This is a genomic window from Pantoea sp. LS15 (assembly GCF_012241585.1).
In the GTDB taxonomy this organism is placed as follows: Bacteria; Pseudomonadota; Gammaproteobacteria; order Enterobacterales; family Enterobacteriaceae; genus Enterobacter.
In genome coordinates, this window is sequence record NZ_JAAVXA010000005.1 from 75,841 (window position 1) to 88,313 (window position 12,473).

Consider the following 12,473-nt stretch of genomic DNA (forward strand, 5'->3'; position numbering starts at 1 on the left):
TCCTTAATCCAGTCGCCGTTTGGTTTTTATCCACGTCAGGCCAATAAACATCGTTGCCGACGCCATCAGGAACAGCGTGTTGATAATCAGCACCACCGGAATATTTCCCGCGAGGAACAGGCTTTGCAGCGTGCTCACGAAGTAGCGAGCCGGAATAATGTAGGTCACGGCGCGGATCACGGCGGGCATGCTGTCTATCTGGAAAATAAACCCGGACAGCATAATCGACGGTAAAAAAGCGGCGTTGAGCGCTACCTGGGCGGCGTTAAACTGGTTGCGGGTGACGGTGGAGATAAGCAGCCCCATGCCGAGCGTGCTGAGCAGAAACAGGCTGGTGATAAAGAACAGCACGACCAGCGAGCCGCGGTACGGCACACCGAGAATAAATACCGACACAAGCATACAGAGCAGCATCGCCAGCATGCCGAGGAAGTAGTAGGGGATAAGCTTACACAGCAGCAACTCGACACGCGTCACTTCGGTAGAAAGCAGCGCCTCCATGGTGCCGCGCTCCCACTCACGGGCGATCACCAGCGAGGTCAGGATCGCGCCAATGACCGTCATGATAATGGTCACCGCGCCAGGAATAATAAAGTGCTGACTGATGGCGGCGGGGTTAAACCAGTAGCGGGTCTGCACGTCAATCAGAGGGTCGAACGTTTCACCCCGGTCCTCAGCGCGCTGCATCTGCCAGAGCTGCCAGATACCCTCCACGTAACCCTGCACAAAGTTCGCGGTATTCGGCTCGCTGCCGTCGGTGATCACCTGGATCGGCGCATCAGTATTCGCACGCGCCATATTGGCGGCGAAATCGACCGGGATCACCACCAGCCCGCGAATTTTCCCAGCCTGCATCTTCTGGATCAACGCCTGGCGGTTGTCGCTGATGGTGGCGTCAATGTAGGGTGAGCCGGTCATCGCGTGGGTGAAATCCAGCGCCTCTTCGCTCTGCTGTTCCAGCAAAATACCGACTCTGAGCTTGCTGGAGTCGAGGTTAATGCCGTAGCCAAAGATAAACAGCAATAGCAGGGGGATCACCACGGCAATCAGCCAACTGCTGGGGTCACGCACGATCTGGCGCGTCTCTTTGATGCACAGCGCGCGCACCCTGCGCCAGGAAATGACGTTATTGTGCATGGGTATTCTCCTTATCCCAGTCATGGATGAGGGTGATAAACGCCTGCTCCATCGTCGGGTCCGGGACATCATCGTCGGCGGCCTGTGCTTTCAGGTCATCTGGCGTACCGTGGGCAATCAGCTTGCCGCGGTACACCAGCCCGATACGGTCGCAGTACTCAGCCTCATCCATAAAGTGGGTCGTCACCATCACGGTAACCCCTTTTTCAACCATGCTGTTGATGTGCAGCCAGAATTCGCGGCGGGTGAGGGGATCAACGCCGGAGGTTGGTTCATCGAGAAACAGAATATCGGGCTCATGCATCAGGGAACAGGCCAGCGCCAGCCGCTGTTTGAAGCCGAGCGGCAGTTCATCCGTTGCGTGAGAGGCAATGCTGGTTAACCCGAATGCGTCGCTCATACGGCGGATTTTCTCGTTCTGCGCCCGCCCGCGCAGGCCGTACACACCGGAGAAAAAGCGCAGATTCTGTTCGACCGTCAGGTTGCCATAGAGGGAGAACTTCTGCGCCATATAACCCAGATGCTGACGCGCTTTGCCGGAACTGACCTTCAGGTCCATATCCAGTACCAGCGCTTTACCGGCGGTGGGGACCAGCAAACCGCACATCATCTTAAAGGTGGTGGATTTTCCGGCGCCATTCGGCCCGAGCAGGCCAAAAATCTCACCGCGTTTCACCGCGAAATTCACGTTATCGGTGGCGGCGAAATCACCAAATTTTTTAGTGAGGGATTTGGCTTCAATCACCGTTTCGCCCGGCGTACCTTCAACCGTATGCAGGATCGCCCCGAGGGGAGATTCTAACGTGCCCGCACCGCCCAACAGGTCGATAAACGCATCTTCGAAGCGCGGTGCGGTCTCTTCCATCTCGATCTCAGGCATACCTGGCGCACGGCGAATATCATCAACAGTTGCTTCTTTCTTGAGGATCACGCGTACCGAACGGCCCTGAATCATCCCGTCGCTGACCTGCGGCAATTTCAGCACTCGCTGTAACAGCTTGCGGTTGGATTCCTGCGGGCTGTGCAACAGAAAACTGCGCCCGGACATACTTTGTGTCAGTGTCGTCGGCTCACCCTGATAAAGCAGTTCACCTTCGTTCATCAGCAGCACATCCCGGCACTGCTCCGCTTCGTCAAGGTAGGAGGTGCTCCAGAGGATCAGCATCCCGTCGCCTGCCAGTTCGTGCACCATCTGCCACAATTCACGGCGAGAAATGGGGTCAACGCCGACACCAGGCTCATCCAGAAGCAGAACTTTCGGTTCACCGACCAGCGTACAGGCCAGCCCCAGTTTCTGTTTCATGCCGCCGGAGAGCTTACCTGCCAGCCGGTCAGTGAATGGTCCGAGTGAGGTAAACTCCAGCAAACGAGCGAAGGTCTTCTGGCGAATGTCGCCGGTTACGCTGCGCAGGTCGGCATACAGATTCAGGTTTTCCATTACCGTCAGATCTTCATACAGACCAAACTTCTGCGGCATATAGCCGAGCATGGCGTGGAGCGCGCTGTCATCCTTGATCGGGTCGAGCCCGAGCACGCTGGCGGCTCCGTCATCCGGCTTAAGCAACCCCGCCAGCATCCGCATTAGCGTGGTTTTGCCGGCACCGTCCGGGCCGACCAGTCCGGTGACATAGCCCTTCTGAATGGTGCAGTTCAGCGGCGCGACGGCCGGTTTGTCCATTCCCGGGAAGCGTTTAACCAGATTGCTAAGCTCAATAACCGCGTCATTCATGTCGTTCCCCGTTGTTTACTTTTACGGTGACAGGCATGCCCTGACGCAGCGCGTCGTCCGCATCGGTCACGATGATACGCAGGCGATAGACCAGGTCGGTACGCAGATCCGGCGTTTCAACGGTTTTTGGTGTGAATTCGGCGGTTGGGGAAACGAAGCCTACTTTGCCGTGATACGGCTTGTCCGGTCGACCATCGGTATAGAGCAACAGCTCGCGTCCCGGCTGCATCTGGCCGAGATTCGGCTCGTCGATGTACGCACGCACCCATACCGGACGGGTCAGGGAGAGTGTTAAAACGGTGCTGCCCGCGCTTAGCATGCTGCCTGGCTCCACGGCGCGGGTCATCAGTGTACCGTCAGACGGTGCAACCAGAGTGGTATCGTGAAGATCCAGTTCGGCCTGGGCAAGTTGCGCCTGAGCCTGTTCAAGACTGGCTTTCGCCTGGGCAATGTCCTGCGGGCGATTACCGGTGTGGTACTGACTCAGTTTGTCCTGGGCGGATTTGAGCGTGGCCTGCGCCTGATCGCGGGAAGAACGGGCATTTTCGAGGTCATTGGCAGAAATGGTGCGGCTTTTCCACAGCCCCTGCTGACGGGCATAGAAGTTTTGTGCGTAGTCGTAAGCTGCCTGCGCCTGTTTGACCGCTGCGGCGGCCTGCGCAATCTCTTCGTCGCGATAACCCGCCAGCATCAGGTCATATTGTGCCTGGGCTACAGATACGCCTGCCTTTGCCTGCATCAGCGCGTTCTCGTAAGGGGCTTTATCCAGCATACCCAGCGTCTGACCGCGCATAATTGTGTCGCCTTCATCAACGTTAAGCGATGCCAGACGTCCTCCCACGCGGAAGCTCATATTCACCGTACGAATATCGACGTTACCGTAAAGCGTCAGGCTTCTCTCCTGGTGGCTTTGATACCACAGCCAGCCACCGACTCCCGCAGCAAGCAAAACAACAACCACCAGAATGATGGCGACAGGTTTTTTCATGACTTCAGGCTCCTTTGCGTTAAACCTTGCAGGATCAGATCGAGATGACAGGTGATGACCTGGATAATCTGCGCGGCTTTATCCTCATCAAATTGTGACCAGCCGGTGCGTAACAGGATAGTCTCCCGCCCCAGACGGAAGGCGAGGATTTCACCCAGCAGGGCATGGGTATGCAAAATTGTCTCGGTATCGTTGGCATCCCGCCCGGTATAGGCGGCGATCAGCCGGGTCAGGTGAGTATGCATCGGGGCAATCACCTGATCGTGCACTCGCTGGTACGCAGCAGTAGGGGAGAGCTGCTCGCGGGAGATAAATTTACTCAGGTTGAGCGTATCGTCGTGCGTCAGCAGGCGGATCATATTGTGGCAGGCGTTGAGGATCAGCTGGCGGATGGCATCGCGATCCGGCGACGGCTGGCTGAGCAGCGCGGTGGCTTCCTCAACGTGCGGGTGAAATTGCGTGCCGATGAAATCGGCGATCCACTGAGCACAGGCGAGGTATAAATCCTCTTTTGAGCCAAAATAGTAGGGTATGGCTGCAATGTTCTGCCCGGCCAGTGCCGCAATATCGCGCGTCGTGGCATGCAATCCATACTCGCCAAACTGTGCCAGGGCGGCGGCGATAAGCTGGCTTTTGGCCTGTTCACCTTTGGTTGTTGTTGGGGTTGTATTCATAGCAGCATTAAAAATTAATCAATCGATTGATTAACATTATGCCCGGTTCACCATTTTGTCCAGTTGTCTCCCCGGCGGGAAATATTTCGTTGATGAATGGCTGAGGGATATTTTATGCGCCACGTCACAAAAGCTGCTACACTCCGCTGCTTCACGACATTGTGGTTTTTGTCCTTACCATTGTTATATCTCCCTGAAAACTACACCTGTGATGGTCGGGGCGGTTCGGAGTTTTTATGTCTTTTGATTCCCTTGGCCTGAACCCGGAAATTCTGCGTGCGATTGCAGAGCAGGGCTACGTCGAGCCAACCCCAATCCAGCAGCAGGCTATCCCCGCCGTCTTGCAGGGCCGTGATCTGATGGCCAGCGCCCAGACCGGGACCGGTAAAACCGCCGGTTTTACCCTGCCGCTGTTAGAGCTGCTGGTTAAGAACCAGCCGCATGCTAAAGGCCGTCGTCCGGTTCGTGCGCTGATCCTCACCCCAACCCGTGAGCTCGCAGCCCAGATTGGCGAGAACGTGCGTGACTACAGCCGCTATCTCAACATTCGCTCGCTGGTGGTTTTCGGTGGTGTAAGCATTAACCCGCAGATGATGAAGCTGCGTGGCGGTGTGGACGTGCTGGTTGCAACGCCGGGTCGTCTGCTGGATCTGGAACACCAGAACGCGGTGAAACTGGATAACGTCGAAATTCTGGTACTGGACGAAGCCGACCGCATGCTCGACATGGGCTTTATTCACGACATTCGCCGCGTGCTGGCTAAACTGCCACCGCGTCGTCAGAATCTGCTCTTCTCCGCAACCTTCTCCGATGAGATCAAGGCGCTGGCAGAAAAGCTGCTGCATAACCCGCTGGAAGTCGAAGTGGCGCGTCGCAACACCGCGTCTGAGCAGGTGACGCAGCACGTTCACTTCGTAGATAAAAAGCGTAAGCGGGAATTGCTCTCCCAGATGATCGGTCAGGGCAACTGGCAGCAGGTACTGGTCTTCACACGCACCAAGCACGGTGCGAACCACCTGGCGGAACAGCTGAATAAAGATGGCATCCGCAGTGCGGCCATCCACGGTAACAAGAGCCAGGGGGCACGTACCCGCGCGCTGGCTGACTTCAAATCTGGCGATATCCGTGTGCTGGTGGCAACCGACATTGCCGCCCGTGGCCTCGACATTGAAGAGCTGCCGCACGTGGTGAACTATGAGCTACCAAACGTGCCGGAAGATTATGTTCACCGTATTGGCCGTACCGGTCGTGCGGCGGCAACGGGTGAAGCGCTTTCTCTGGTTTGCGTGGATGAGCATAAGCTGCTGCGTGATATTGAACGCCTGCTGAAGAAAGAGATCCCGCGTATCGAAACGCCGGGCTATGAAGTTGACCCGTCGATTAAAGCTGAGCCGATTCAGAACGGTCGTCAGGGTGGTCGTGGTCAGGGTGGCGGTGGTCGCGGTCAGCAACCGCGTCGTGCCGACGGTGGTGCGCCAAAATCAGCGGGTAAACCGCCGCGTCGTAGCAACGAAGCCAAACCTGCCGGTGAAAACCCGTGGCGCAGTGGCGAAGGGAAACCCGCAGGGGAAGGGCAGCGCCGACGCCGCCCACGTAAACCTGCTAACCCGCAGTAATCTGGAAGCCCGGTCGTAAAGCCGGGCTTTTCTTTTTGCGACAGCAAAGAGAAAGTGCCACAATAGTGGCTGTTTATACAGTATTTCAGGTTTCCAATGGCTTTAACCGCTGCGCTCAAGGCGCAAATTGGCGCATGGTATAAGGCGCTACAACAGCAGATACCCGACTTTATCCCCCGAGCGCCGCAGCGGCAGATGATTGCTGACGTGGCAAAAACGCTTGCCGGGGACGACGGGCGACATCTGGCGATTGAAGCCCCCACTGGCGTCGGGAAAACCCTTTCGTATCTCATTCCCGGCATCGCGATTGCGCGGGAAGAGGACAAAACGCTGGTGGTCAGCACCGCCAACGTGGCGTTGCAGGATCAGATCTTCAGCAAAGATTTACCGCTGCTGCGCAAAATCATCCCTGATCTGCGTTTTACCGCAGCCTTTGGGCGCGGACGCTACGTCTGCCCGCGTAACCTGGCGGCACTTGCCAGCAGTGAGCCGAATCAGCAAGATTTGCTGGCGTTTCTCGATGACGAACTGACGCCGAACAACAAGGTCGAGCAGGAGCAGTGTGCAAAGCTAAAAGCCGATCTCGATGGCTACAAATGGGATGGCCTGCGCGATCACACCAGCCAGGCAATTAGCGATGACTTATGGCGCCGGCTAAGTACCGATAAAGCGAGCTGCCTGAACCGCAACTGCCACTACTATCGGGAGTGCCCGTTCTTTGTCGCCCGACGTGAAATTCAGGAGGCGGAAGTGGTGGTCGCCAACCATGCGCTGGTGATGGCGGCGCTCGAGAGCGAAGCGGTGCTGCCGGAGCCCAAAAACCTGTTGCTGGTGCTCGATGAAGGCCACCATTTGCCCGATGTGGCGCGGGATGCGCTGGAAATGAGTGCCGAAATTACCGCCCCGTGGTTCCGCCTGCAACTGGATCTGTTCTGCAAGCTGGTGGCAACCTGCATGGAGCAGTTCCGGCCAAAAACCACACCGCCGTTGGCGGTACCCGAGCGGTTAAGCGAACACAGTGAAGAGGTTTACAGCCTGATTGCTTCGCTCAATAACATCCTCAATCTCTACCTTCCGGCAACTCAGGAAGCGGAACACCGCTTTGCGATGGGAGAGCTTCCTGAAGAGGTGATGGAGATTTGCCAGCAACTGGCGAAGCATCTGGAAAAGCTGCGTGGCCTGGCGGAGATGTTCCTGAACGATCTCAGTGAGAAAACCGGTACCCATGACGTCGTCCGTCTGCACCGTATTCTCCTTCAAATGAACCGTGCGCTGGGCATGTTCGAATCACAGAGCAAGCTCTGGCGGCTGGCATCAATGGCGCAGGCGTCGGGTGCACCCGTCACCAAATGGGCCACCCGCGAAGTGCGGGACGGACAAGTGCATCTCTTTTTCCACTGCGTGGGCATCCGCGTGGCCGATCAACTGGAGAAGCTGATCTGGCGCAGCGTGCCGCACGTGGTGGTGACCTCCGCGACATTGCGCTCACTCAACAGTTTTTCTCGTTTACAGGAGATGAGCGGTCTGAAAGAGAAAGCGGGCGACCGTTTTGTCGCGCTGGAGTCACCGTTTAACCACTGCGAGCAGGGCAAGCTGGTCATTCCGCGCATGAAGTTTGAGCCGTTGATTGACAATGAAGAGCAGCATATTGCCGAAATGGCAGCCTATTTTCGCGAGCAAGTCGAGAGCAAAAAGTACCCCGGGATGCTGGTGTTATTTGCCAGTGGGCGGGCGATGCAGCGTTTCCTGGAGCACGTTACCGATCTGCGTTTATTGCTGCTGGTGCAGGGAGATCAGCCTCGCTACCGGCTGGTGGAAACGCACCGTAAACGCATTGATAACGGCGAGCGCAGCGTGCTGGTGGGTTTGCAGTCATTTGCAGAAGGGCTGGATCTGAAAGGGGACTACCTGACGCAGGTGCATATCCATAAAATCGCTTTCCCGCCGATCGACAGCCCGGTGGTGATCACCGAAGGGGAATGGCTGAAAAGCCTTAACCGCTATCCGTTTGAGGTGCAGAGCTTACCCGCGGCATCGTTTAACCTGATCCAGCAGGTAGGGCGTCTGATCCGTAGCCACGGTTGTTGGGGTGAGGTGGTGATTTACGACAAACGCTTGCTCACCAAAAATTACGGTCAGCGGCTGTTGAATGCTTTGCCCGTTTTCCCCATCGAACAACCGGAAGTGCCTGAGGTAAAAAAACGCCCGGCCAAATTACTTGCCGGGCGTAAGAAAAGCCTCCGTGCTAAGGGGCGCGGTCCTACTGGTAAGTGAAGGTCACCTGCACGACGCTGTTGAACGTGCCGGCGGTGACGGGCATTGAGGTGGCGTAGTAACGCGCAGCTAAGGGAAAGTCTGCCGTATGATCGCTTTGATTGATCAGCACACTAAAGCTGGCCAGTGGCGCGATAAGTATGTGATCCTGACGATCGGCCAGTTCGAGAGCCAGGCCGCCAGCCGTGCCGTTATTCGCAAATTTTGTCGGATGTGCGCCATCCGCCTGTCCGTGAAACGTAGCGGTGGCGAGGGTTGTGGTGGCCGGGCATTTTGAGAGTGTCAGATCTACGTTTTTCCATACCCCCGTGTCACCGATGTCTTTAAAATCACCTGACGCTGCCTGACCGAGATCGACAGTTAAATTCTGGCTGGCGCTGTCAACGGAACAGGTATTGGCTAAAATATTCCCCTGCATAAGCACCTGTATTTCGTCTGCGCAGGCGTGAGATGCCAGACCAAGCAGTAAAACCGGAAGATATTTTGTCATTTATACCCCAGCGTGATGGTGGCAATGCTGTTGGCGCTGCCTGGTGTGACGTCGGCTGCGGTTTGCTCGTAACGAACCTGAAAAGGAATCGCCAGCGTTTCATTGGCTTGCGCAACTGCGACAGTGTTCTTGTATGTGCCAAAGTCCGGGACTTCTCCGTCAAATAACATGTGAACCCCTATCCCCGTTGCGACACCGGTTTCCTGAGTCAGGTTGATGACGCCCGGGAAGTTCAAATCATAGCCATTTGCGCTTGTTATCATGACTTCCGGCTGCACGGTGTCGGTGCAATTCACATCCACGTCAAATGTCTTATAGGGAGCCATCGTACCCGTGCCAGTAAACGCACTGACCGGGAAATCCCCTAAGGTAATTGTCAGGCTTTTTGGGGAGACCGAGCAGGTCACCTCGTGAACCGTGATATTCCCTGCGTAGGAAATGGTATTGGGATAGCCAATCCCCTCATGGCCAAACACGCCAATGCCAAAGCGGGTTTGTTCCTGAACGAGTGTGCCTGATGAGACCGTATTGCTGGTTTTCACCAGCTCCAGTGTGACGTCAAAACTGAATGAGAGTTGTCCGTCGGTGGAGACGTACCCAATGGGCGTGCTGCGCGAATCACACTGTACGCCGCCAGCACCGCTGATACGCTGGCCCTTGTCGTTCATCAATGCGATACCAATCCCGGGCACACCTGAGTCATAAACGCCAGTCATGCCCGGAATTTCAGCTCCTGTACCGTAATAGCAGGATACGATTTCCAGCCCACTATCAATGCTTTGATCGCAGTTTCCCGCCACATGGACAGTATTTTCCGAACCGGGAATCGTCGCGCCTACGGCCAGTGTTGAGGAAACCGAAATCGACGCGACGTTGATCATTTTTGGCATATCCGGGGTGGTGCAGGTCGCTTTCGCATGCGGCATAAATAATGCTGCCGTTCCCAGAATCAGTAAAAAAAAGCAGTGTTTAATCAATTGCATAATATTGAACCTGAACGGTGGATCACTGACACTGCGCGTCAGCACGAATAATGGTGGATTTATCTTTCTCATCCGTTAGCACGTATTCAGCACTGCAATGCTCGCTGGCATCTTGTCCCCAACTGACAGAGAGTTTTCCGTGCTGAGGTAAACCGGAGAGGTAAGTCTGGCCGTCGTTGCCCACAATAAACTCACTGTCCTTATCATCGGTGGTGACCGTTGCGCCAAAGGGCAGCGGTTTACCGTTTTGTGTCAGCGTCATCAGTACCCGATGTCCCACGCGAGTGTTGAAGCTTGCCCGAACGACAGCCCCACGTGTCGGAGTGACAATCTGCGCGGCGTGGGTCACGTCGGCATCCTCTGGTAGCGTTTCAGTGTCCAGTGAAATGGTGTTATGGCGATAGGCGGTGACAAATGGCACAACGGTATAGCCACGGAAATCGGTCTCGACACCCGTCTGGTTGGTGATATGTGTGCCATGGGTCCCCGGAGCCTTTACCAGAGCGATGGTTTCCCCTAGCGGCTGACTTAATGTGATGCCGTTAGCATGCGCCACGACGCCACCCTGCAGACCCATGTTCACCGTGCGCTGATATTTATCCTGACTAATACCGCCGCTCACTTCGCCATAGGTTGCCTTATAGTCGGCATTTGCACTGGTGGAATTGCCGCTGCCGGTTGTGCTCAACCCTTCCTGAATATTCCAGTTGAGATTCTCCTCCTTCAGCGCCGTACCGTTCAGGCCAATATTCTGCGTGGTACCCTCTTTGGCGTTATTCAGATTGTACGTAGCCCATGTGTTGTGCATCCAGTGGTCAAGCGGAACGGAAACACTCAGAGAGAACTGGTTGTCGTTTGTGACTGACTCCCCAGTCTCATCGCTGTCGTTTGTATTCTTGTTCATGCTGTAGCTCAGGCTGTAGCTCATGCCATGCCAGCTATTGTTGTAGCTGACTCTCATGGAGGTCATGTCCTGACTCTGGCTCCAGTAAGTCTCTTTCACCATGCTCAGGGTGACGGACCCCCACCCTTTGGGCAGTGTCTGGTCGATAGTCGCTTCTGTCCGTGCGCGACGCTGTTGTGGGGCCGACCAGTCGTCCGAGCGGGTCCAGGACTCCATGGTGTCTTCCAGGGTGTAAAACCCTTTGCTGTTGTAGCGATAGCCCGCGAGAGAGAAGTTGGTACCGGAGCCGGCAAAATCTTTGCTGTAACGTACACGCCAGGACTGGCCTTTGCTGGTCTGTTGCTTTTTAAGCAGGGCTTTCGCGCGGGTCACGTCGATGGAAAAGGCACCTAAATCCCCCATGTTTTTTCCCGCGCCCAGCGCCTGGGACTGATAATGGTTACTCTGCTGGACGCCACCATAGGCGGTGAAACCATACGGTAAACCATAAATTGCGCTGCCCTGGGCAAACGGCGTTTTCTCTACGTCGCTGTCATATGAGCGATAACGGCCGGCAGTAACGCTATAGCGCAGGTTATGTTCACGCTGGAGCACCGGTACTGAAGCGTAGGGCACCACAAAATGGCTTTCGCTGCCGTCGGTTTCTTTTACTGTCACCTGAAGATCACCGCTGCTGCCCGTCGGGTAGAGGTCGTTGATCTCAAACGCACCGGGCGCAACGGTATTTTGATAAATGACGTAACCGTTCTGGCGCACCATCACCAGAGCGTTACTGTGCGCTGTGCCGCGAATAATCGGGGCATACCCTTTCTCGCTGTCCGGGAGCATGTCGCTGTCGGAATTAAGCTGCACGCCGGTATAGGGCACGCTATCAAAAACGTCGGCAGGGGAAGAACTTTGTCCGACCGTCAGACTGCTTTTCATCGCCACAATATCGCGCTGGGCGTAGGTATAAATGGATGAAAATGTCTGCTGTTGTTCTTTACCCGTGGTACTGCGGTTCCATGTTGAGTAGTTTCTGACCCGCCATGCGCCAATGTTAATGCCAGGCCGGAGATTGACGTACTGGCTGCTGGTATCCTGTTCACCCTGTTGCAGTGCGTGGCTTTGGCTCGCGGTCGCACTGTAATTGAGCAGACCCGCCGTGATCCCTTCATCAAACTCTTTTGGGTCGATATAGCCCCGTGGAACCTGGCCCAGTGCCAGTTGCGGAACACTGAGCAGCAATTGCTGATTGTGAACATGAAACGTCGCAGATGCGTCCGGAATGGCGTTTAAATCAGCACACTGGCCTTTTGCCATCAGCTCAGGATATTTTTTGGTTTTGATACCGAGGTTTTTTAAGTCGCTCAGACTAAAGCAAGGCTGAAGGGAGTTATTACCGTGCGGATCTTTTTGTAATTTGAACGTGACATCGCGTGTATCAATTTTGTTGTTATTAATAAAAATAGTGACCTGATATTTTCCTGGCGCTTGCCCGGGACCTTTTTCGTAGATCGACAGGTCGGTCTTTCCCTGTTGCGGATTATCAATATCCAGTAATGCCGGGTTAAAATAATCATCAGCCATAACCTGCTGTGCAAAGATCGCCATTGCCAGGCCACATAATATGACCAGCAATGAAGACATTCGACAGGTGAACGGCTTTTTATGGCTGTACATGATGAGCGTAATTATC

General features: G+C 55.4%; 9 protein-coding genes. 2 read left to right on the forward strand and 7 right to left on the reverse strand.

Translation table 11 applies throughout. The features are described 5' to 3' along the window. Nucleotides 1-3: 3 nt before the first annotated feature. Genes HED65_RS09840 through cecR form a run of 4 tightly spaced genes read right to left on the reverse strand, consistent with a single transcriptional unit; the run spans nucleotide 4 to nucleotide 4,528 of the window. Nucleotides 4-1,137: an ABC transporter permease gene (locus tag HED65_RS09840; protein WP_114978432.1), complete on the reverse strand. Its 1,134-nt coding sequence runs from the start codon at nucleotides 1,135-1,137 to the stop codon at nucleotides 4-6. Further along, nucleotides 1,127-2,866, reverse strand: a complete 1,740-nt coding sequence (locus tag HED65_RS09845) for an ATP-binding cassette domain-containing protein (RefSeq protein WP_114978433.1) — start codon at nucleotides 2,864-2,866, stop codon at nucleotides 1,127-1,129. Before HED65_RS09845 ends, HED65_RS09840 begins: the two co-directional genes overlap by 11 nt. After that, a complete protein-coding gene (gene hlyD, locus HED65_RS09850) occupies nucleotides 2,859-3,854 on the reverse strand; it encodes a secretion protein HlyD (RefSeq protein WP_114978434.1) in 996 nt (331 codons plus the stop codon). The genes HED65_RS09845 and hlyD overlap by 8 nt, the downstream gene beginning before the upstream one ends. Beyond that, complete coding sequence (gene cecR / locus HED65_RS09855) at nucleotides 3,851-4,528, reverse strand: transcriptional regulator CecR (protein WP_114978435.1); 678 nt, start codon at nucleotides 4,526-4,528, stop codon at nucleotides 3,851-3,853. Before cecR ends, hlyD begins: the two co-directional genes overlap by 4 nt. A gap of 236 nt (nucleotides 4,529-4,764) precedes the next feature. On the opposite strand from cecR, the gene rhlE reads away from it, so the two are divergent. Together rhlE and dinG are read left to right on the forward strand one after the other, a co-directional pair. Beyond that, a complete protein-coding gene (rhlE, locus tag HED65_RS09860; RefSeq protein WP_049008675.1) occupies nucleotides 4,765-6,144 on the forward strand; it encodes an ATP-dependent RNA helicase RhlE in 1,380 nt (459 codons plus the stop codon). A 96-nt stretch (nucleotides 6,145-6,240) separates the two neighbouring features. Beyond that, nucleotides 6,241-8,418: an ATP-dependent DNA helicase DinG gene (gene dinG / locus HED65_RS09865; RefSeq protein WP_114978436.1), complete on the forward strand. Its 2,178-nt coding sequence runs from the start codon at nucleotides 6,241-6,243 to the stop codon at nucleotides 8,416-8,418. On the opposite strand, the gene HED65_RS09870 is transcribed toward dinG, so the two are convergent. From HED65_RS09870 to HED65_RS09880, 3 genes are read right to left on the reverse strand one after another with little or no spacing between them, the layout of a single operon-like run. After that, a complete protein-coding gene (locus HED65_RS09870; protein WP_114978437.1) occupies nucleotides 8,405-8,908 on the reverse strand; it encodes a fimbrial protein in 504 nt (167 codons plus the stop codon). The genes dinG and HED65_RS09870 overlap by 14 nt on opposite strands. Next, on the reverse strand, nucleotides 8,905-9,891 hold the full coding sequence (locus HED65_RS09875; protein ID WP_114978438.1) for a fimbrial protein: 987 nt from the start codon (nucleotides 9,889-9,891) through the stop codon (nucleotides 8,905-8,907). The genes HED65_RS09870 and HED65_RS09875 overlap by 4 nt, the downstream gene beginning before the upstream one ends. A 22-nt stretch (nucleotides 9,892-9,913) precedes the next feature. Further along, nucleotides 9,914-12,457 (reverse strand): fimbria/pilus outer membrane usher protein, encoded by a 2,544-nt coding sequence (locus HED65_RS09880; protein WP_147279792.1) that lies wholly within the window; start codon nucleotides 12,455-12,457, stop codon nucleotides 9,914-9,916. Nucleotides 12,458-12,473: the final 16 nt, after the last annotated feature.